This is a genomic window from Rhizobium sp. 2MFCol3.1 (genome assembly GCF_000377565.1).
Classification (GTDB): domain Bacteria; phylum Pseudomonadota; class Alphaproteobacteria; order Rhizobiales; family Rhizobiaceae; genus Rhizobium.
The window spans coordinates 528,072-549,882 of record NZ_KB898355.1; the positions used below are offsets into that span (position 1 = coordinate 528,072).

The 21,811-nt window shown below is 62.8% G+C and carries 18 protein-coding genes; 4 read left to right on the forward strand and 14 right to left on the reverse strand.

Features of this window, described 5'->3' with window-relative positions; translation table 11 throughout:
- The first annotated feature begins 16 nt into the window (after positions 1 to 16).
- On the forward strand, positions 17 to 769 hold the full coding sequence (locus tag D460_RS0108295; protein WP_018898074.1) for a COG4280 domain-containing protein: 753 nt from the start codon (positions 17 to 19) through the stop codon (positions 767 to 769).
- Complete coding sequence (locus D460_RS0108300) at positions 766 to 990, forward strand: hypothetical protein (protein ID WP_018898075.1); 225 nt, start codon at positions 766 to 768, stop codon at positions 988 to 990. Before D460_RS0108295 ends, D460_RS0108300 begins: the two co-directional genes overlap by 4 nt.
- 74 nt (positions 991 to 1,064) lie before the next feature.
- On the opposite strand, the gene D460_RS32815 is transcribed toward D460_RS0108300, so the two are convergent.
- From D460_RS32815 to D460_RS0108355, 11 genes are all read right to left on the reverse strand, one after another.
- Complete coding sequence (locus D460_RS32815; RefSeq protein ID WP_018898076.1) at positions 1,065 to 2,519, reverse strand: bifunctional DedA family/phosphatase PAP2 family protein; 1,455 nt, start codon at positions 2,517 to 2,519, stop codon at positions 1,065 to 1,067.
- A gap of 15 nt (positions 2,520 to 2,534) precedes the next feature.
- Positions 2,535 to 3,077: a phosphatase PAP2 family protein gene (locus D460_RS0108310; RefSeq protein ID WP_018898077.1), complete on the reverse strand. Its 543-nt coding sequence runs from the start codon at positions 3,075 to 3,077 to the stop codon at positions 2,535 to 2,537.
- Positions 3,078 to 3,316: 239 nt separating this feature from the next.
- Positions 3,317 to 4,798 carry a siroheme synthase CysG gene (gene cysG / locus D460_RS0108315; protein WP_018898078.1) on the reverse strand — a complete coding sequence of 494 codons (1,482 nt, stop codon included), beginning with the start codon at positions 4,796 to 4,798 and terminating at the stop codon, positions 3,317 to 3,319.
- Complete coding sequence (locus tag D460_RS0108320; protein ID WP_018898079.1) at positions 4,770 to 7,433, reverse strand: molybdopterin-dependent oxidoreductase; 2,664 nt, start codon at positions 7,431 to 7,433, stop codon at positions 4,770 to 4,772. Before D460_RS0108320 ends, cysG begins: the two co-directional genes overlap by 29 nt.
- 206 nt (positions 7,434 to 7,639) lie before the next feature.
- Complete coding sequence (gene nirD / locus D460_RS0108325; RefSeq protein WP_026282921.1) at positions 7,640 to 7,975, reverse strand: nitrite reductase small subunit NirD; 336 nt, start codon at positions 7,973 to 7,975, stop codon at positions 7,640 to 7,642.
- 4 nt (positions 7,976 to 7,979) lie between these two features.
- Positions 7,980 to 10,442 (reverse strand): nitrite reductase large subunit NirB, encoded by a 2,463-nt coding sequence (gene nirB / locus D460_RS0108330; RefSeq protein ID WP_018898081.1) that lies wholly within the window; start codon positions 10,440 to 10,442, stop codon positions 7,980 to 7,982.
- A 4-nt stretch (positions 10,443 to 10,446) separates the two neighbouring features.
- The gene (locus D460_RS0108335; RefSeq protein WP_026282922.1) at positions 10,447 to 11,244 is read right to left on the reverse strand and encodes an ABC transporter ATP-binding protein; all 798 of its coding nucleotides are present in this window, start codon (positions 11,242 to 11,244) and stop codon (positions 10,447 to 10,449) included.
- An 11-nt stretch (positions 11,245 to 11,255) separates the two neighbouring features.
- A complete protein-coding gene (ntrB, locus tag D460_RS0108340) occupies positions 11,256 to 12,149 on the reverse strand; it encodes a nitrate ABC transporter permease (protein WP_018898083.1) in 894 nt (297 codons plus the stop codon).
- 56 nt (positions 12,150 to 12,205) lie between these two features.
- Positions 12,206 to 13,504, reverse strand: coding sequence for a CmpA/NrtA family ABC transporter substrate-binding protein (locus D460_RS0108345; RefSeq protein ID WP_018898084.1), 1,299 nt, complete (start codon positions 13,502 to 13,504; stop codon positions 12,206 to 12,208).
- A gap of 360 nt (positions 13,505 to 13,864) precedes the next feature.
- On the reverse strand, positions 13,865 to 15,145 hold the full coding sequence (locus tag D460_RS0108350) for a CmpA/NrtA family ABC transporter substrate-binding protein (RefSeq protein WP_018898085.1): 1,281 nt from the start codon (positions 15,143 to 15,145) through the stop codon (positions 13,865 to 13,867).
- Between the two features lie 43 nt (positions 15,146 to 15,188).
- The gene (locus tag D460_RS0108355; RefSeq protein ID WP_026282923.1) at positions 15,189 to 15,791 is read right to left on the reverse strand and encodes an ANTAR domain-containing response regulator; all 603 of its coding nucleotides are present in this window, start codon (positions 15,789 to 15,791) and stop codon (positions 15,189 to 15,191) included.
- A gap of 434 nt (positions 15,792 to 16,225) precedes the next feature.
- Here D460_RS0108355 and D460_RS0108360 point away from each other — a divergent pair, with 434 nt between their 5' ends.
- Positions 16,226 to 18,172 carry a methyl-accepting chemotaxis protein gene (locus D460_RS0108360; RefSeq protein WP_026282924.1) on the forward strand — a complete coding sequence of 649 codons (1,947 nt, stop codon included), beginning with the start codon at positions 16,226 to 16,228 and terminating at the stop codon, positions 18,170 to 18,172.
- A 91-nt stretch (positions 18,173 to 18,263) separates the two neighbouring features.
- Here D460_RS0108360 and D460_RS32820 read toward each other — a convergent pair whose 3' ends face one another.
- The 3 genes from D460_RS32820 to D460_RS0108375 all read right to left on the reverse strand — a co-directional run bounded on the left by D460_RS32820 (position 18,264) and on the right by D460_RS0108375 (position 20,576).
- Positions 18,264 to 18,758: a MarR family transcriptional regulator gene (locus tag D460_RS32820; RefSeq protein ID WP_155947702.1), complete on the reverse strand. Its 495-nt coding sequence runs from the start codon at positions 18,756 to 18,758 to the stop codon at positions 18,264 to 18,266.
- Positions 18,759 to 18,974: 216 nt separating this feature from the next.
- Positions 18,975 to 19,835 (reverse strand): DUF1989 domain-containing protein, encoded by an 861-nt coding sequence (locus D460_RS0108370; protein ID WP_018898089.1) that lies wholly within the window; start codon positions 19,833 to 19,835, stop codon positions 18,975 to 18,977.
- Between the two features lie 36 nt (positions 19,836 to 19,871).
- Entirely contained in the window at positions 19,872 to 20,576 is a 705-nt protein-coding gene (locus tag D460_RS0108375) for a GntR family transcriptional regulator (protein ID WP_018898090.1), read from the reverse strand.
- A gap of 399 nt (positions 20,577 to 20,975) precedes the next feature.
- On the opposite strand from D460_RS0108375, the gene D460_RS0108380 reads away from it, so the two are divergent.
- Complete coding sequence (locus tag D460_RS0108380) at positions 20,976 to 21,761, forward strand: transporter substrate-binding domain-containing protein (RefSeq protein WP_018898091.1); 786 nt, start codon at positions 20,976 to 20,978, stop codon at positions 21,759 to 21,761.
- Positions 21,762 to 21,811: the final 50 nt, after the last annotated feature.

Consider the following 21,811-nt stretch of genomic DNA (forward strand, 5'->3'; position numbering starts at 1 on the left):
ACTACGGATCACTGCTATGACAACAATAACAAGTATCGGCTCGACGATAACAGCCGCCTTCCTAGGCTCCTTCGTCGAGGTCGTCGAAGCCTTCACCATCATTCTCGCCGTCGGCGTCACGCAAAGCTGGCGCCCGGCCTTCATCGGCACCGGCCTTGCGCTCGCCGTTCTTGCCCTGCTCGTTCTGGTGTTCGGACCGCTACTCGGCCTTATTCCGATCGATGTGATGCAGTTCGTGATCGGCACGCTGCTCATCCTTTTCGGCCTGCGCTGGCTTCGCAAGGCCATCCTTCGCGCCTCAGGCTTCATCGCGCTTCACGACGAGGAAAAGGCGTTCGCGGCGGAAACCGACAGCCTGCGCCGACAGGCCATGGACAAGCGCGCCAATTGGCTCGCTGGTCTCGCAGCCTTCAAGGCCGTTCTTCTGGAAGGCGTGGAAGTCGTGTTTATCGTCATCGCCACTGGCGCGGGCCAGGGCATGATCGGCTATGCAAGCCTCGGTGCCGCCGCTGCCTGCATCCTCGTGCTGATCATCGGCCTCTTCGTTCACAAGCCGCTGTCGACCGTTCCGGAAAACAGCCTGAAGTTCGTGGTCGGCTTGCTGCTCAGCGCCTTCGGCATCTTCTGGGTCGGCGAAGGCATCGGCACGGAATGGCCCGGCGCTGACCTCTCGCTGCTGCCGATCTTCGGCGTATTGGCCGTCTTCTCCTTCATTGCAGTCAAGATGCTGCGCCAGTATCACAATTCGCACGCGGAGCTTGCACGATGAAAATTCTGAAGATTGCCTTCGATGAACTGATCGGCATGTTCATCGATGACGGCGCGCTTGCGCTCTTGTCGCTGCTTCTGATCATTGCCGTGGGCTTCGCCGCGAAGGCTGGCATTATCGGCGGCACGTTGGGCGCTGTCCTGCTGTTTGTCGGCTGCCTGCTGATCCTTGCCGAGAGCGTATCGCGCGCGGCGCGCCGCAAGTTCGCAAACAAGCAGTAAGACCTCTATGACGAGACATGGAGCGGTCGAAATTCGACCGCTCCATGAGATACATCCTGGTGGATGATCACCTCTCATATCTGACGTGCATATCGCCCGATATCGACGGAATGATTTGCATAGATGTTTCCGCCGCCGGCCACGGCGACCGCCAGAAGGGCGGCCAGCAGCAATGGCGCTGGCCGGATCTTGTCGCCGGGGCGCCCGAGGAAAAACAGGCCGACCAGCGCCAGCCACGCGAACCCGAAAAGCACGCCGCCGACGACGTCGGACAACCAGTGCGCGCCAAGATAGACGCGTGAGAACGCAATGACGAACACCAACAAAGCTGCCGCCGCGACGACCGTGACGCGCCATGCAGGCTGTAGTCCGCGCGCGATCAGGAATGCCAAGAAGCCATAGAGCACCATGTTGACCGTGCTGTGCCCGCTCGGAAACGAGAAGGCGCTCCAGCCGGAATAGAGAAGCTCGTTTGGACGTGCGCGATGCAGGGCAACCTTGATCGCGGTATTGAGCGCCGACCCACCGGCAACGGCAAGCAACCAGAAGGCCGCGGCGCGCCAGGCGCGTGACCAGGCGAGCCACGCGAAGACGACAGCCGTGACGGCCACCACGACACGGGTGTCGCCGAGTTCGGTGACGGCGATCATGATGGCGTCGCCGATCGGCGTCCTCAGCTCCTGAAACGCCTGGAAGATCGCCTGGTCCATGACGACGATTGGGTCCTGGGTCGCCACATCTTCCAGGATGCCCGCAAACAGCCAGAGCGCACCGACAAGCAACGCGGCAACCAGGGCGCGGATGCGAAGCTGCGGGCGATCGGGGTCGAGAAAGCGGCTGAGCAGACGTGCCATGCGCGAGTTATCACTATCCGCCCACATGCGCAGACGCTCGATGCGGGCGGCGAGGCGAGGGGCCGCGAAGCGCACGAAAAACCGCGTGCCCGTCAAGAGAAGCCAGCCAAGGACGATCAGCAGAACCGCTACGATCGCCACCGGCTTGGCGGACGATCCAAGCGCGCCAAACGATGCGCCGACCAGGACGCCCGGCAGGATATGCGACGGAGCCCAGACGACGGCGGAGAGGATATTCACGAGATAGAAGCGCCGAACCGGCATTGCGAGCATGCCGGCGAGCAGCGGAACGAAGGCGCGGATGCCCGGCGCAAAGCGCGCGATGAAGACACTCTTGTCGCCATGTCGTTCGAAGAACGCCTCGCTACGCGCGATCACCGCCGGATACCGGCTGATCGGCCACAGCGAAAGGATATGACGGTGATATCGATGGCCAAGCCAGAAGGCGATGCCATCGCCTGCGATCGCGCCGGCTATTGCCGCGGCCAATAGTGGCCATAGCGCAAGCACGCCGCTGGGCACCAGGGCGCTCAAGGCAACGATGATCGCCGTGCCCGGAATGACGGCGCCAATGACCGGGACGGATTCGGAAAGAGCGAGGAGGAAGACCGCTCCGTAAGCGAGGTGCGGTTGCGCGCTGAGAAACTGCACGAATGATGCGACAAACGATGCCATCTTGTATCCGCCGGTCTACAGAATGCCGGTGATGAGACGGTCGGCGCGCGAGCCCTCGCGGTAGACCGCTGCGACCAGCAGGCTCGCCGCAATCCCGACCACCGCGCCGCCGATCGTATCGCTGAAGTAATGCGTGCCGACATAGATGCGCGAGAAGCAGACCAGAACCGCGACCACGAGGAACGCCAATCCCGAGCGGAGTGATTTGTGCAGCAGGAAGGTCGCGGCGATCGCGAATGCGGCGGTGGAGTGGTCGGAGGGGAAGGAGAAATCGACGGTCGGCGCGATCAGCAGGTGCGTGACTCCGGCTTCATAGGGACGGGCGCGCTGGATGAAAAGCAGGATGATCTGGTTGATGCCAAGGCCGAGGAGAAAGGCGCAGCCGGCGGAGACGAGCACATGCCGCGTTCGCATCCGATCCTTATGTCGCCACCATTGCAGGGCGACGGCGGCCACCATCAGCGGCACGCCGAAAGAGGTCAGCGCAAGCATGATCATATCGAGGGTCGCGCTTCGGCCTGCCAGGCTGTTGATCGCCTGCGTCAGAGCTGCATCCATGTCGTACAACGGTCCGGGCTCCTGCTAAATGCGCTTGAGCCCCCGCAAGCTGCATCTCATTTGTCGATGCTCCCGGATTGCCGATGCCGCCCGTGCACATCGGCATGCGAACCATGAAAAGCTGACGGTGGCCTGAACTTGGTGAGGCGGCCGGTAGCCCGGCTCATGGTGGCGCGAACGAGAGACCGGATACACGCACTTGGACGAAGGCTCGCGTCGGCGCACTCGCGATCGCTGATTTAGCCGGCAACCCGCTCAAGTTCGGCGGGATGCGTTGCCGCCATCTCGCGCGCGGCGAGTGCCGATCCGACGGCGATCAGCACCGGCTGATCGTAACCGATGATGGCAATGCCCTCGTGGAGCTCATCGAGCGAACCGCGCCAGTCACGCTGCGTGGCCCGGGTGACGTCGCTCATGACGATGACGGGCGTCGACGGCGTAAGCCCTTCGGCGATCAACTGCTCGGCAATCAGCGCCGCCATCCTGCCGCCCATGTAAAAGACGGTGGTGGTACGCGGATCGGCGGCGCTTGCCCAGTTCACATCCTCGGGCAGGCCGCCGTGGCGGGAGTGGCCGGTGATGAAGCGCACCGATTGCGCGTGGTCGCGATGGGTGAGCGAAATGCCGAGACGGGACGCCATCGCGCTCGCCGCCGTGATGCCGGGGACGACATCGACGGGGATACCCTTGCGGTCCAGATGCGCGATTTCCTCGCCGGCGCGGCCGAAGATCATCGGATCGCCGGATTTCAGCCGAACGACGCGCTTACCCGCCTTGGCGAGTTTGACCATCATGTCGTTGATATCTTCCTGGCGGCAGCTTGTGCGACCGCCGCGCTTACCGACGAGCATCCGCTTGGCTTCCCGGCGGGCAAGCTCGAGCACCTCAGTGGAGACCAGATCATCGAACAAGATCACGTCGGCTGCCTGCAAAGCGCGCACGGCCTTCAGCGTCAACAGCTCCGCGTCGCCGGGGCCGGCGCCGACAAGCGTTACCCGGCCTTGAGATGTGTGGGCGGGCGCTCCGCGAAGCCTCTCGGCTTCCTCGATAAGCAGCCCGCCAACGCCCTCCTCCGGCGTATCCGAACTCGAAAGGGCGCGATCGACGAATGTCTCCCAGAAGGCGCGGCGCAAGGGGCCCGGCGCCAACCGTTCGTTGACCTTGTCTCGCAAAGCCTGCGCCAATCCCGCCCACCCCTTCAGCGCCTGCGGCAGGAGGGTTTCGATCCGCCGGCGGATCGCCTGGGCGAGGATGGGGGCGGCGCCATCGGTCGAAATGGCGACGACGACGGGCGAGCGGTTGACGATCGAACCGAACTGAAACTGGCAATAGTCAGGCTTGTCGATGACGTTGACGGAGACACCCACCGCGCGGGCGGCGTTAAAGAAGCGCTTGGCTTCGTCGCTATTTTCGCAATCGCCGATCGCCAGCGCGGCATGTTCGAGGTCCGCTGCTCGCCATTCCCGCGGATGGTGGCGAATGTCTGCGGACGGATGCTCCGGCTTACGGGCGACAAGCGCAGCGCAGCTCTCGCTGAGGTCTTCGGCGAATATCTCGACATGAGCGCCGCAGGCTGCGAGCAACTCGGCCTTCCACGCTGCCGCATCCGTGCCGCCCGCGATAACGACGCGCTTACCTTCCAGCGCCCAGAAGACCGGGAGCTTGGAGAGCGGCTCCATCCGGGCCGGGCTGTCATTCCGCTGCTGCTGCAAGACATCCATCGATGATCCCCCTGATTTCCGCGCGGCAGGAGCCGCAATTGGTTCCGGCCTTGGTTTGCGCGCCGATCGCCTCGACGCTGTGGCAACCGCCGCGCACGGCAGCAATGATCTGATTGACGCCGACCCCGAGGCAGGAGCACACGGTGGCACCAGGATCCGGCATGTCGGCGCCAGGGCGCCCGGCGACCAAAGCGAAGCGCTTGCGCGGTTGGTCGTGCGACGCGACAAGCTGCGCGATCGCCCAATTGCGCGCGACCGCCACCGGCTGCCGGGCAATGAAGAGGGCGGCGAGAAGCCGGTCGCCTTCGAAGAAGGCAACCCTGACGTCTCCTGATTGCCGATCCACGTAACCGAGCGGCTCGATCTCCTCGGGAATGGCGAACGTGCGGCGACACCAGAGTGACCAATCGTCTACCGGTTGATCGACAGCCAATTCTAACCGCCAGCCGCCGTCGGCCTTGGCCAGCGCCCAATAGGCCGTACCAAGTCCGTCGGGCCTGATGGCCGAAACGGCGAAGCCGTAGGACGCAACGGCGAACGGCCTTGCCGCCACCGCGACGTTCTTGGAGGCCGGCTGGCCTGACACTGGATCGGTGATCGGTGCGACGACGGCGTCGATCCGGGCCCTGGCGGCGAACTGGTCGTTCCAGTGCATGGGCACGAAAATGCTGCCGCGCGCCTGCCGCTCGGTAATCAAGGCGCGCACGACAGCCTTGCCATGCGGGCTTTCGATTTCGACCAGCGTCGCATTGCCGACGCCGATCTCGATGGCGTCACGCGGATGCAACTCGGCAAAGGGCTCGGCGATATGCGAGGAGAGGCGGGCGCTTTTGCCCGTGCGCGTCATCGTGTGCCACTGGTCGCGAATGCGGCCGGTGTTGAGCGTGAAGGGATACTCGGAATTAGTGCGATCGCAGATGGCGGCCTCGACGGCGACGAAGCGTGCGCGTCCATCCGGATGGTAGAAGCGGCCATCAGCGAAGAAGCGCTTGCCGCTATCGCTGATGGGGGCTGGCCCCCGTGTGGCTGGCCATTGGAATGGCGACATGAGGCGGTAGCTTTCCTCGTCGATGGCTCCGCAGGCTCCAATGTCGAAGTCGCGGCTACCATCGTTCTCGAAGGCGGATAGGGCGGCATGTTCGGCAAAGATATCAGCCGGCGAGGTGTAGTCGAAGCCGTCAAAGCCCATGCGACGTCCGACCTCGGCCAGCTGCCACCAGTCGGCGCGGGCGTCGCCAGGCACGTCGAGGAAATCACGCTGGCGCGAGATGCGGCGCTCCGAGTTGGTGACCGTGCCGTTCTTCTCGCCCCAGCCGAGCGAGGGCAACAAGACATCGGCATGGCGGGTGGTGCCGGTGTCTCGCAAGACATCGGAGACGACGACGAAGGGACACGCCTTGATCGCGGCTTCGACGGCATCAGCGTCGGGCATGGAGACGACCGGGTTGGTCGCCATGATCCAGAGCGCCTTGATGCGGCCGTCCGCGACAGCCTTGAACATATCGACCGCCTTCAGGCCCGGCTTCGATGCGATCGTCGGAGAGCCCCAGAAGCGCTGAACCCGATCGCGGTCATCTGCATTTTCGATCGCCATATGGGCGGCGAGCATATTGGCGAGGCCGCCGACCTCGCGGCCGCCCATGGCGTTCGGCTGGCCGGTGAGCGAGAAGGGCCCCATGCCGGGCCGGCCGATGCGGCCGGTGGCAAGGTGACAGTTGATGATGGCATTGACCTTGTCGGTGCCCGATGAGGATTGGTTGACGCCCTGGCTATAGCAGGTGACGACTTTCTCGGTCGCCGTGAACAGGCGGTAGAATTCGCGCAGCTGCATGGCCGGCAGGCCGGTTTGCTCAAGGATGTCGTTGGAGGAAAGCAGCGCGGCCGTGGCGAAAGCCTCGTTGAAGCCGCTGGTGTGCCCCGCCACGTAATTCTGATCGATCGCGCCGGCCGAAATGAGATGCGCGAAGAGGCCCATGAACAGCGCGACGTCGCTGTCGGGACGAATGGCCAGATGCAGGTCGGCGATGTCAGATGTCATCGTTCGGCGCGGGTCGATGACCACGACCTTCATGCCCGGGCGGGCTGCCTTGGCGGCGGCAAGACGCTGGTAGATGACCGGATGGCACCAGGCGAGATTGGAGCCGGTGAGGATGACAAGATCGGCCAGTTCGAGGTCTTCGTAGACGCCGGGAACCGTGTCGGCGCCGAAGGCGCGTCGATGGCCGGCGACGGAGGACGACATGCAAAGCCGGGAGTTGGTATCGATATTGCCTGAGCCGATGAAGCCCTTCATCAGCTTGTTGGCGACGTAATAATCCTCGGTGAGCAGCTGGCCGGAGACGTAGAAGGCCACGGAGTCCGGGCCGTGTTCGGCGATCACCTTCGAGAAGCGGTCGGCGACGAGATCAAGGGCTGCTTCCCAATCCGTCCGTTGGCCGGCGATTTCGGGATAGAGCAGGCGTCCGTCGAGATCGATGGTTTCGGCGAGCGCGGAGCCCTTGGAGCACAGGCGGCCGAAGTTCGCCGGATGGTCGGGATCGCCTTTGACGGAGACGGCGCCATCATCGGTGACCGTTGCGATCACACCACAGCCGACGCCGCAATACGGACAGGTGGTCTTGGTTTCAGTGGGCATGGGGGTGCCCTCTCAAGCTACCGAGAGCGTGGTCACCCCCCTCTGTCCTGCCGGACATCTCCCCCACAGGTGGGGAGATTGGCTGGGCGGACCCGCTCGCTCCAACATCTACTGTTTGGCGATGTCGCCACAACGAGTCGATCTCCCCCCTTGTGGGGGAGATGTCCGGCAGGACAGAGGGGGGTATCTGCTCCACCATAGCTCAACTACTCCGCCGCCATCATCAAACTCTCGAACGCAATAAACAGCGCCCCATCCTCGTTCCTCACGGGAATGGTCTTGACCTCGCCCTCATCCGCCCCCAGTGCCTTGCCGGTTTCCAGCGAGATCACCCAATTATGCAGCGGGCAGGTGACCGCCTTGGCATGGACGATCCCCTGCGACAGCGGCCCGCCCTTGTGCGGGCAGTGGTCTTCGATGGCGAATACCTCGTTCTCCGCCGTGCGGAAAACGGCGATCTTGCCCTGAGGGGTTTTCACGCAACGCGCGCCGCGCAGCGGGATGTCGGAGATGTCGCCGATCGAGATCCAGTTCATGTCCATCTCCTCACTCCGCTGCCTGGGGAAAGCCGATCGTCGCCATCGGCTTGAATTCGTGCTTGTCCTTGCCGGAGACGCGCTCCGACCAGGGGTCGACCTGGGCGAATGTCTGCGAGAAGACGAAGCGGTCGTAATAGGCCTTGCGCTTGTCGGCATCGCCGATGATCTGGCGGCGGATTTCCTCCAGCCCGACGCGCTTCGCCCATTTGTAGATGCGCTCGAGATAGCGGGCCTGCTCGCGGTACATCTGCGTCAGCGCCACGATGTGCTCCAGCGCCTCGTCCTCGGTCTTCACGAGGCCGAGAACCTCGGTGCCCTTGATGTCGAGACCGGCAGCGCCCGCGAAGTGGATTTCGAAACCACTATCCACGCAGATGACGCCGATATCCTTGCAGGTCGCTTCCGCGCAGTTGCGCGGGCAGCCAGAGACGGCGAGCTTCAGCTTGGCCGGCGTCCAGGAGCCCCACATGAACTTCTCGATGCGGATGCCGAGGCCGGTGGAATCCTGCGTGCCGAAGCGGCACCAGTCGGATCCGACGCAAGTCTTCACGGTACGCAGCCCTTTGGCGTAGGCCTGTCCGGAGACGAAGCCAGCCTTGCCGAGATCGGCCCAGACGGCCGGCAAGTCTTCCTTCTCGATCCCCAACAGGTCGATGCGCTGGCCGCCGGTGACCTTCACCATCGGGATCTCGAACTTGTCGACGACATCGGCGATGGCGCGCAGTTCGTTTGCGTTCGTCACGCCGCCCCACATGCGGGGGACGACGGAGTAAGTGCCGTCCTTCTGGATATTGGCGTGGACGCGCTCGTTGATGTAGCGCGACTGGTAGTCGTCGGCATATTCGTCCGGCCAATCGCAGACGAGGTAGTAATTAAGCGCCGGCCGACACTTGGCACAGCCGCAAGAGGTCTTCCACTCGAGCTCCTGCATGACGGCCGGGATCGTCTTCAGACCCTTGGCCTTGATCAGGCGGCGAACGTCGTCATGGCCGAGTTCGGTGCAGGTGCACATCGGGGTCACGGCAGCCGGGTTATAGCTGTCGCCGAGCGTCAGCGACATCAGTTGTTCGACCAGACCGGTGCAGGAGCCGCAGGAGGCGGATGCCTTGGTGTGGGCGCGGACGTCGTCGAGCGACGTCAGTCCCTTGGCCGATATCGTCGAGGTGATCTTGCCCTTGCATACGCCGTTGCAGCCGCAGATTTCCGCATCATCCGGCAAGGCTGCAACGGCCGCCATAGGGTCCAGCGGCGACCCTCCCTGGTAAGCCTGTCCGAAGATCAGCGTATCGCGCATCTCGGTGATGTCGGTCTGCTTCTTCTTCAGATCGTTGAACCACGCACCATCGGCCGTCTCGCCGTAGAGCACGGTGCCGATGATACGGTTGTCCTTCAGCACCAGGCGCTTGTAGACGCCGGCGGTGGCGTCGCGCAGCACGATCTCCTCGCGGTCATCGCCATCGGCGAAGTCACCGAGCGAGTAGAGATCGATGCCGGTTACTTTCAGTTTTGTGGGCGTGTCCGAATGGACGAAGGCCGGCGAGGTGTCGCCTGCAAGATGCGAGGCGGCGATGCGGGCCATTTCGTAGAGTGGCGCAACGAGGCCATAGACCATGCCGCCGACTTCGGCGCATTCGCCGAGCGAGAGGATATCGCCATCCGAGGTGCGCATACCGTCATCGACGACGATGCCGCGATTGACCGCAAGGCCGGCCTCCTTCGCCAGGCCGACATTCGGCCGGATACCGACGGCCATGACGACCAGGCTTGCCGGAATGACACGACCGTCGTCGAGCTCGATGCCCTCGACCTTGCCATTGCCGATAATCGCCTTAGTGTTGGCCTTGGTGATGACCTTGATGCCGCGTTCTTCGACGGCCTTCTGCAGCAGATAGCCGGCGGCGGGGTCGAGCTGGCGCTCCATCAGCGTCGGCATGACATGCAGCACGGTCACGTCCATACCGCGCTGCGCGAGGCCGGCCGCGGCTTCCAGACCAAGCAGGCCGCCGCCGATGACGATCGCTTTCTCGCGTGATTGCGCCGCCAGAAGCATGGCCTGCACGTCGTCGAGATCGCGATAGGTGATAACTCCTGGCAGGTCCTTGCCGGGGACGGGGATGATGAAGGGCACGGAGCCGGTAGCGATCACCAGCTTGTCGTAGCTCTCGGTCACGCCGTGGTCCGAGGTCACCGTCTTGGCAGCGCGATCGATGGCGACGATCTTGTGGCCCTTGTAGAGCGTGATGCCGTGGTCGATGTACCAGCCGTCGCCATGGATGACGATCTGCTCGTAGCTCTTCTCGCCGGATAGAACCGGCGACAGCATGATGCGGTCGTAATTGACGCGTGGCTCGGCGTTGAAGATCGTGACCTGATACTGGCCCGGAGCCTTCTCGAACAAGTGCTCGAGCATGCGCCCGGGCGCCATGCCGTTGCCGATGATCACGAGTTTTTCGATGCGGGTTTCTGACATGGGATTACTCCGCGGCTTCGACGAAGCGGTGGCGTTCGTAGAGGAACTTCAGCACGGCTTCGCGGCATTTGAGGTAGGTTCGGTCGGAGGCGAGCTCGATGCGGTTGCGCGGGCGGGCGATCGGAACGTCGAGGACTTCGCCGATCTTCGCAGCCGGCCCGTTGGTCATCATCACGATGCGGTCGGAGAGCAGCACGGCCTCATCGACGTCATGGGTGATCATCACCATGGTGTTGCCAAGCCGCGAGTGAATTTCCATGACCGCATCCTGCAGATGGGCGCGCGTCAGCGCGTCGAGCGCGCCGAACGGCTCGTCGAGCAGCAGGATTTTGGGCTCCATGGAGAGCGCCCGAGCGATGCCGACGCGCTGCTTCATGCCGCCCGATATCTCGGAGGGGCGCTTGTCTTTGGCGTGGGCCATCTGCACGAGATCGAGGTTCGCCATCACCCAGTCATGGCGCTCCGCCTTGCTCTTGGAATTGCTGAACACCTTGGAGACGGCGAGATTGACGTTTTCGTAGACGGTGAGCCAGGGAAGCAGGCTGTGGTTCTGGAAGACGACGGCCCGCTCCGGGCCGGGGGCGTTGACCTCGCGGTTTTCGAGCAGCACGGCGCCGGAGGAGACCGGTGTCAGGCCGGCGATGAGGTTCAGCAGGGTGGACTTGCCGCAGCCGGAATGGCCGATGATCGAGACGAACTCGCCCTTGGAGATTGTCAGGTTGATGCCTTTCAACACCTCGGCCCGCACGCCGGCCCGGTCGAAATGCTTGTCGATATGGTCGAGCTTGAGATAGGCGGTCATGGTCATTCCCTTCAATTGGCCGAAGCGCCGCGGGTGATCAGCTTGCCGACCGCCGCCACCAGCTTGTCGAGCGCGAAGCCGACGACGCCGATGTAGGCAAGCGCGACGATGATGTCGGGCAGGCGGGACGAGTTCCACGCATCCCAGATGAAGAAGCCGATGCCGACGCCGCCCGTGAGCATTTCAGCGGCGACGATCGCCAGCCAGGAGAGGCCGACGCCGATGCGAAGACCCGTGAAGATGTAGGGGGCGGCCGACGGCAGCATGATCTTGAAGAAGAACTCGATCTGGTTCAGCCGCAGGACCTGGGCGACGTTGCGGTAATCCTGCGGAATGTTGCGCACGCCGACGGCGGTGTTGATGATGACCGGCCAGATCGAGGTGATGAAGATCACGAAGATCGCCGAAGGGTTGGCGTTCTGGAAGGCGGCAAGCGAGAGCGGCAGCCAGGCAAGCGGCGGCACCGTGCGCAGCACCTGGAAGATCGGGTCGAGGCCGCGCATCGCCCAGACCGACTGGCCGATGATGGCGCCGACGATGACGCCGACGACGGCCGCCAGGCCAAAACCGTAAGCCACGCGCTGCAGCGAAATCAGCACGCGCCAGCCGAGCCCGATGTCCTGCGAGCCGTAGTTGAAGAAGGGGTAAGCGATGAGGTCGAAGCTCTCCTGCCACACCTGATGCGGGGAGGGCAGCGAGGCCGTCGGCGACGAACAGAGCACCTGCCAGACGCCAAGCAGGATGGCGAGCACGACGAGCGGCGGAACGACGTTGCGGGCAAGCGTTGCCGCGATCTTCGCGATGTTGATCTTGGCGGCCGGGCGCCTTGCGAGCGGCAGGATGGTGGCGGTGTTCGTTGCGGTTGCCGATGTCGCGATCGTTTGTTTCTTGGCCAAAGCGGGCATTCTACGCTCCTCTTGCGGGATGGGAGAGCCGGCGCGGTCGGCGCCGGCGGCACGGATCAGGACGCGACCTTGATCGTCAGGCTATCGAGATAGGCGGAGGGGTTTTCGGGATCGAAGACCTTGCCGTCGAAGAAGGTTTCTTTGCCGCGCGAGGACGATGCCGGGATGTCGGCGGCGGCAACGCCGAGGTCCTTGGCGGCGGCGCGCCAGATGTCCTCGCGGTTGACCTCGTCGACCAGCTTCTTGATGTCGGTATCAGGCGCGAACTTGCCCCAACGGATATTCTCGGCGAGGAACCAGCTGTCATGGCTCTTGAAGGGATAGGAGACGCCGCCGGCCCAGAACTTCATGTAGAGGTCGGTACCCTTGGTGACTCGGCCGTTGCCGTAGTTGATGTCGCCCTTGAGGCGGCCGAGCACGTCCTTGGGCGGCACATTAAACCATTGGCGCTTGCCGAGCAGTGTCGACATCTCTTCCTTGTTGCCCATGCTGTCGCACCATTGCTGGGCTTCCATCACGGCCATCAGCAGTGCCTTGGCGGCATTCGGGTTCTTCTCGACCCAATCCGAGCGCATGCCGAGCGCCTTCTCGGGATGGCCCTTCCAGAGTTCGCCGGTCGTTGCCGCCGTGAAGCCGATGCCCTGGTTCACCAACTGTTCGTTCCAGGGTTCGCCGACACAGAAGACGTCCATGTTGCCGACCTTCATGTTCGCCACCATCTGCGGCGGCGGGACAACGATCGTGGAGACATCCTTATCCGGATCGATGCCGCCGGCGGCGAGCCAGTAGCGGATCCAGAGGTCGTGCGTGCCGCCGGGGAAGGTCATGGCGGCCTTGATCTCCTTGCCCTCTGCCTTCTTCTTCTCGAATGCGGCCTTGAGCTTGGAGGCGTCGAGCTGCACGCCGGTATCGGCATATTCCTTGGCGACAGAGATGCCCTGGCTGTCGTAGTTCAGCCTGGCGAGAATGGTCATCGGTACCGGCAGGTTGTTCTGCGTCACCTTGCCGGTGTGCATGAGATAGGGGAGCGGCGAGAGGATGTGGGCGCCGTCGATGCCGTTGGCAGCACCGCCGAGAACGAGGTTGTCACGCGTTGCACCCCAAGAGGCCTGCTTGGCGACTTCGACATCGGGCATGCCATGCTTGGCGAACAGGCCCTTCTCCTGCGCGACAACGAGCGGCGCGGCGTCTGTCAGCGCGATGAAGCCGAGCTTGGCGCCCGTCACCTCAGGGCCGGCGCCGGCGGCGAAGGCGCCTGACGGGAAGGCGCTGCGCACCGCCGTGATCAGTGCTGCGGTTGCCGTCGTCTTCAACATGCTGCGACGTGTGATGCCGGTCGTGATTATCTTGCTCATTGCGCAGGTTCCCTCTGCTTGGTGCTGGCCGGAATTTTGGGAATAAAAAAACGCCGCTCGGCAGATGCGTCATCGGGAGGGAGGGTCCCGGACTGCAAAGGCCTTGCGACGTCGATGTCTTTTGCGAGCGCTTATCGCGCGCTCATCTTGCCCCGATCGCCGTTGACCGGTGCGGTTTTAACGAAGCAAACGGTGTGCCAGTTCTAGGGTGCGATTTTATGTGATTGAAATTAAACCGTAAAATCGGCAGATGCTTATCTGCTCAATTTTTCACCGCGATTTGTCGATGGCAATGTTTTGTGCGAATGCCATCGCGACGGCATTCCGGTGTGCAAGCTATTTGTGCATAGCAGCAAACAATCAGTGGTCGTCGGAGGCCTTTTGTGGCGATTGTACGCTGCGAACCGCGAAGCCCGAGACGTAGTCCGCGAACCGCGACGGATCGAAGACGTGACCGTCCATGAACCGGTCTCCGTTCGTGTCTCCCTCGATGCGAATGTCGGCATCCGCAGGGGCGCTATCAGAGCCGAGTGCCGCCCGGTAAAGATCGGGACGATAGGCGGAGGCTGCTGCCCTGGCATTGTTCAGCGACATCTCGGCCTGCCCCCAGCGGACCATCTGGCTGTAGATCCAGAGCGCCTGGCTGGGGCGCGGATAGTTGGCAAAGTGGCCGTGGAAGAGGAAGTAGTCGTCGATCACGCGGCGGTTGCCCTTGGCATCGAGGCTGAACTCGCCCGCCAGCACATGGCGGATGATCTCGACCGGGGCGGCTATGTAGCGCGGGTCGGCGAGCGCTTGGGCGAGTGCGTCGTGGTTTTCGACGCGGTCGCACCAGCGGGCTGCGGCATCAAGCGCAACGATCAGCCTGGAAACGGTGTCACGGTTCGCATCCGCCCAGTCCGGCCGCATGCCGATCACCTTTTCAGGCGCTGACGGCCAGATATCCTGCTTTGCAGCGACGATGCGGCCGACGCCGCGCTCGGAGGCGATCATGTTCCATGGCGCACCGACGCAGAAGCCATCGATGGCACCGGCGGCAAGCGCGTCCGAAGTCAGAGGTGGCGGCACCACGACCAGGCGCACGTCATTATCGGGATCAATGCCGCCGGCGGCGAGCCAATAGCGGAACTCGTAGTTGTGAGAGGAGAAGGGATAGGTCATGCCCAGCGTTGGCATGGGCTCGCCACGCGCCTTCATCTCGCGCACGACCATAGCCAGCGCCTGTGCGCTTTCGAGCGCGGTCGGCGTTTCGGAAAGTTCTGCCGCCTGCTGCATCCGCTCGAACAGCGCCGTCGACAGGGTGATCGCATTGCCGCCGCGCCCAAGCGAAAAGGGCGTGATCGTCGGCGACGGGTTGGAGCCGAGCGCGAGCGCCGAGGCAACCGGCATGGGCGACAGCATATGGGCGATGTCGAACTGGCGAAACGCCAGGCGGTCGCGGACATTGGCCCAGGAGACATCCTTGACGAGGTCGAGCGTCAGCCCTTCCTTTGCGGCGAAGCCGAATTCCGCGGCTGCGATCAGGACCGAGGCATCGACAAGCGGGATGAAGCCGGCGCGCAGCGTTCGCGAGCCTTCGGTCGCCGTGCTTGTCGGTGCGGCAAGGCTGCCGCTGGCATTGTCGGTCATGATCTTGTCCATCCCGGTTTCCTCCGGACATCAAGCATATGATAGGCGCCGACACTCACATCAATAGCCCCGCGGCCGTGATGACGCTCTGGGCGATATCGGCAATCTTCTTCTTCTCGTTCATGGCTGTCTGGCGCAGAAGCGCGAAGGCCTCGTCTTCCGAGAGCCCGCGCATCTTCATCAGGATGCCCTTGGCGCGATCGATGATCTTGCGCTCTTCCAGCGCGGACTTGGCGTCAGCCAGCTCACGCTGCAGGCGGTTGAAGGCATTGAACCGGCTGACGGCCATCTCCAGGATCGGCTTCACCCGCTCCTTTTTCAGGCCATCGACGATATAGGCCGATACGCCGGCATCGACGGCGGCGATGATCGAGTCTTCATCGGATTTGTCGACAAACATCGCGATCGGCCGCGCAACGGCGCGCGAAATCTGAAAGATGCTCTCGAGCATGTCGCGATTGGGATTTTCGATATCGATGACAATGACATCGGGATTGATCTCCTCGATGCGCCGCGCCAGCCCGTTCATGTCGTCGACGACGGTCACCCGCTGATATCCGGCTTCGCGCAGCCCCAGTTCGATGATGGAGGCCCGAATGCTGTTCTCATCGATAACCAGCACATTCAGGCTGGACTTGGCAGGTTGAGACGTTGCCACTGGCAGTCAGCATTCCGTTCACGAGGGCGTCAATCTTGCATGTCTGAAATGCGGGAGATCGGCCGCAAAATCAAGCAAATATTGAACTGCGCAAAATATAGGCAGACACGACTCGCATCCCCGAACTTGTCGACCACTTCCTTAGGTAGGAATTTCGCTATGTGCTTTTATGCTACATAAGAAATCCAATTTACGAAGACAAATCCGTCGGTTACGAGAAAACGCGTAAAATTTTAATGCTTCCGTAAGTTAATAGTATGACAAATCGCGACGGCAGTTCTGGGAGGAGTTGATCGCCATGAGGGTGGGAGTCTGCTGCCAATGACCCTTCATACATCGGCAAATGTCTGCATGTTGCTGCGATAACCCCGCAAGGCCGTGGGTTGGTGCGCGTCGACAGCATGCGGTCTGCCGACCACCCGTCAGGTCTCAAAATGGGTTTTCTCCAAAACACTCGAATTCGCACGAAAATCATCGCCGTGATTGCCCTGATGGGTATCACGTCGATCGCCGGGCTCGCCTATGTGAGCATGCAGTTCAAGAGCGCCGACAGCCGCTACGCGAGCTTCCTGGCTCACGAAAGCATGGCGGCGACCCTCAATGCCAGAGCGACTGGCGGGCTGCTGCAGCTTGGCTTCCAGCTTGGCCTGATGATGATAAACGATCCCTCGTCTCCCGAGTTCGCCGCATCGATCAAGATCTACAACGATAACTTCGCCCTGATGAAGGAGCGGATTGCCACCGTCGGCCAGCTCGTCGACTCGAGAGCCGAGCCGGCGAAGGCGATGCTGACCGCGGTCAACGGCTTCGATGCGCTCGCACAGCAGATGATCACGCTGGTAAGGGAAGGCAAGCGCGACGAGGCCGTCGTCGTGATGCGCCAAGCTGGCAAAGAGCTGACGGCGATCCTCCCGTTGTTCGCGGGCGGCAACGATCAGCTGATCAAGATGATGCAGGACGGCACGACCGATCTCCAGGCCACCACCGACAATACGATTGTCACCGGCCTTGTGGCTCTTGGTGTTGCGCTCGTCGCGATCATCCTGCTTGGCCTCTTCGTCGCCTCGCGCGGCATCACCGCGCCGATCGATCGCCTGCGCCAGCGCATGGGCGCCCTGGCCGCCGGCGACACGGCAAGCGAAACGCCCGGGCTAGACCGCAAGGACGAGGTGGGCCAAATGGCGGCAGCCGTCGCCGTATTCCGCGACAACGCGCTTGAGCGTACACGTCTGGAGCGCGAGGCCGATGAGGGCCGCTCCCTGTTCGAGCAGGAGCGCCGGGCGCGCGAACTCGCCAAGGAGCAGGACGCAGCCGACACCAGGGAGGCCGTCGAGGCGCTTGCACTTGGCCTCGACCGCCTGGCCGACGGAGACGTCTCGCATCGCATTTCCAAGCCGTTCGTGGCGCATCTCGACGCACTCCGCAACAGCTACAACATGTCCCTCGACAAACTACAGGCCGCTCTCCTGGCGGTCGGCAAAAATGCTGGCGTCATCAACTCCGGCGCGGCCGAAATTCGGTCTGCTGCCGACGATCTCGCACGCCGCACAGAGCAGCAGGCAGCCTCGCTCGAGGAGACAGCGGCGGCCCTGGAGCAGATCACCATGACGGTGCGCGATTCGACGAAGCGCGCCGAGGAAGCCAGCATGCTGGTCGAGCGTACCCGTTCCGGCGCCGAGAAGTCGGGCGGCGTCGTGCGCAATGCGGTTTCGGCGATGAACGAGATCGCCAAATCGTCGGGCGAAATCAGCAATATCATCGGCGTCATTGACGATATCGCTTTCCAGACCAATCTTTTGGCATTGAACGCCGGCGTCGAAGCCGCCCGCGCCGGTGAAGCCGGCAAGGGTTTCGCCGTCGTCGCCCAGGAGGTGCGCGAGCTTGCGCAGCGATCCGCGCAGGCTGCCAAGGAGATCAAATTCCTGATCACCACCTCCGAGAACCAGGTCAACACCGGCGTCGCCCTTGTTGGCGAAACCGGCGCGGCACTGGTTCAGATCGAGGCGGAGGTGACCGAGATCACGGCGCATGTGAACGCGATCGTCACGGCCGCTCGCGAGCAGTCGACCGGCATCCAGGAGATCAACACGGCGGTCAACAGCATGGATCAGGGCACGCAGCAGAACGCGGCCATGGTCGAGGAAACCAACGCAGCAAGCCACAGCCTGGCGAAGGAAGCCAGCGCGCTCGACGCGCTTCTCGGCCAGTTCACGCTCGACCGGAACAGCCGGCCGTCCGCCCAGGCGCCTATAGCAGTCGCCACCGAAGCGTCACGGCCCGTGGCCTCCAAGGCGCGCGCGCTGACGCAACGTCTGGCGTCCAGCCTGAAGGGTGGAAACGCCGCGGTCGCGGTTGCTCCCGCCGGCTGGGAAGACTTCTGATCCCATTCTCGCGCCCGGATCGGCCATCGACGGATGGCCGATCCTTTTTTGCGACCTGCGTCGCGCTGTCGCGATGGCAACCAATTGGAACTTAAGAGCGATCCGTTTCCGACTGGGACCGCTTTTCGTCGCGGAGAATGCCGCTGAACGCCTTCAGGCTTTCCAAGAAGCTGGCAAAACCCGCATCGCCGAGCGCCTGCTTGATGCGCTGCCGCGCCCGCGTCGCTGCCTCGCTGACATTCTCCAGCATTGCCTTCCCTTTTGGGGTCACGAAGAGCCGGCGTGCTCGCTTGTCCTTTTTGTCCACTTCGCGCCGGATGAGCCCTCGGCGTTCAAGACCCTCGACGCATTTTGTCACGGACGAGCGGTCGAGCGCTATCCGTTCGCCGAGCGCGTTCTGTTGAATGCCGGGCTCGTTATGGATGAAGGACAAGGCGCTGTATTGTGTCGGCGAGAAGTCGAACTTGGTTGCTTCTTCGGTAAAGAGCGCAAGCGCCACCTGCTGGCAGCGCCGAAGCAAAATCCCATGCGTATTCGCCATCTCGTCGGCGGTGTATATCACGTTAAAGTATCTCCCCTTGCCCAATCCGTGACAATCAATGGCTGCAAGGCTATGCACCTACAGCCTGACAATCAATGGGAAAAGCGGCCACCAAGCGTCGCCTGCCAATCCTCCTCCCGTTTCGGCTATTGCCCGGATTCAACGCAGAAGTCTACCGCTGAAACACAGGGGCAAGGGCTAAAAGCAAAGCTCCCGCGAACATGCCGCGGGAGCCTCAACGTCTAACACTATGTCCTTGGCTCAGAGCCCGTGCGTGCCGTCGTAGCCATTGACCTCGGGCGCGCTCCAGCCTTCCGGGTTGCGGGCCGGCTTGTAGATCTCGACCACCAGCGGATAGCAGGCAACCGCGTCCGAGGAATGCTCGGAGGAGCAATCGCCGCCGGGGCAGGCCGACATGCAGCCGAGGAGATCGATCTCGGCGAAGAACTCAAGATAGTCGCCGGGGCGCACCGGGCTTGCCTTCATGAAATACTGGCCGGTATCGCGCGTGAAGCCGGTGCACATGAAGACGTTGAGCACATCGTGAATGTAGGTGCCGGCTTCCTGCAGCGACTTGCCGGTCTTCGCGGCGAAGGCGCGCGTCAGGTTGGAATGGCAGCAGTGATGATACTGGCCGCCATTGCTCAAGAGATTGTGCGTATAGGGATCGCAGCGCGTGCCGATGACGTCGTGTACCGAGCCGCCGAATTCGTCGAAGCGGTACCAGTCGAGCGTGTCGTGGGTGATCGTCGCGATCGGGCGCAGATAGGGCATGTTGGAGAAGAGCTGGTCGCCGAGACCGACATGCGTGCCGTTCAGCGCCCGGGTCTTGCCAGTGAAGAGGCGTTCCTCGAGGTTGTTGGCATTGAAGAGGTTCAAATCGCCCACCTGCGAGCCCTCGCTGGAGAGGATGCGGCAAAAATGGCCGGCCGGCACCGTCCAGCAGGCCGCTTCACGCGGCGGCACGACCACCCGCTCGACGAACTCAAGGTCGTCGCGCAAGGCGCGATATGCCGCGAGGTCCGGGCGCGGTAGCGTCTCGACGGGATAACAGATGACCGGCTTGATTGCCTTGCGGCTTGCTGCGTCTTCCGGTGAACTGGTAATCGGCTGGGGCTTCATCCCTCATTTTCTCCTGATATGCCGGGCGGACTGCCGTCAATCGGCAGGCGTCGCCAATGTCTTCTTGGGGCGGGGCAGGCTCTGCGCGCGGGCGGCTTCCAGCACCACGCGTTCGGATTCCTGCAGATAAAGTTCGAGTGCGCGGGTTGCTGCCGTGCGGTCGCCGTCGCAGAGCAGGCCGCAAATCTCGACGTCGCGCGCCACCCACGGCTCCTGGAACCGGCGGGCATCGGGCGCCATCGAGAAGGCGAGGCGGGCTTGGGCGGCGACGGTTGCGAACACGTCGTTCAGCCGGGGGCTACCGATGAAATCGACGATTTGCTGGTGGAACTCCAGCGATGCGGTGCCGCACTGTTGCCAGTCCTTGGCAAGCGCGGCGCGCTGCACCGCCTCGACGCGGGCGACGAGTTCCGACATGGCTTCCTGCGAGGCATAGGCGCTGCAGGTGACGCCGCGCAGTTCGAGCGTCATGCGGATCGCGTAGATCTCGCTGATCTCGGTGGAATTCAGCGCCCGCACCGTCGCGCCGTAATGCGCACGATGCTCGATCAGGCCTTCGGCAACCAGATCCCGCAGTGCCTCGCGCAACGTATTGCGCGAAACGTTCAGCGCTTCCGCCCACACGACCTCACGCAGCGGCGCGCCGGGCGCAAGCTCGCCACGTAGAATCTTGTCGCGCAGCAGCCCGGCGGCGGTCTGCGTCAGCACAAGAGGTCGGTCGGGGGGATTCTGGTTGGTCAATAGGGTCTCCTTGGTGATTTATTTTTGTTGAACAACTTACGCATGTCAAGTGAGATGAAGTCCGCATGTCAGGATGTCGGCGATGAGGCGAGGAACGTTCCAAGGCGCCACGCGCTGGAGGTCTCGCTTTCCATGATTGCCAGATCCATGCACCTCCTGCTTTGGAACCGGATATGCTGTTGCGGCGTATTTTTCGGCGTACTGGGATGCCGCCGTTGATGACTCTGGCTTTATCTCGTCATTTCAGTCGCTTGTCAGCATTCCGTCAAGCGCCTTCGTCGGGATGCGGATGGCCGATCTGCTCGAAATCCGCCCCTTGATGAAACTTTATGCATTGAGGGGGATTGCAATCTCATAATTGTTCAACAAAAATGAGCCATCAATCGAGAGGAACAGTCCATGAAAAAACTCCTTGCTGGTATCATCATGTTGGCGGCGCCCCTGACGGCGGCCCATGCGGAAACGCTGAAGATCGGTGTCGATCTCACCTATCCGCCCTACAACTACTTCGACGATGCCAACCAGCCCGCCGGCTTCGACGTCGAGCTGATGAAGCTGATCGGCAAGAAGACCGGCAGCGATGTCTCCTTTCATGACACCCGTTTCGAAAACCTGATCCTCGGCGTCTCCAGCGACCAGTTCAACGTCATCGCCTCCACGCTCTACGTAACTGCCCCGCGCGCCAAGCAGATCGACTACATCCCCTACATGAAGACGGGCGTCTCGATCGCGGTCTCGGCCGCCGGCGGCCAGAATTTCACCAAGCCGGAAGAGCTTTGCGGCAAGCGCGTCGGCTCGATCAAGGGCGCTGCCTGGATCCCCGAGCTTGAGAAGCTGAACACGTCGGTATGCTCGGCCAGCCCGATCGATTCCCGCGAATTCCCAACCTCGCCTGAGGCCACCCAGGCTGTCATGTCCGGCGGCGTGGATGCCCAGCTGGAAAACTCGGCGGTGCTCGCCGATGCTGCCAAGAAGCTGAACGGCCGCCTGAAGGTCACCTCCACCGAACAGCTCTATCCCGTCATCGTCGGCTTCGGCGTGAAGAAGGGCAACACCGAGGTTGCATCCTTCCTGCGCGATACGCTGGCGAAGCTCGATGGCGATGCCGACTACGAGGCGCTGTTTGCCAAGTATGGCGTGGCCAAGTCGACGGAAGCCGAGTTCAAGGCCGCTGTCGGGCAGTAAGCGTTCAAGGCGGGTGCCGGTGAGGCGCTCGCCTGACTGATCAACATAGG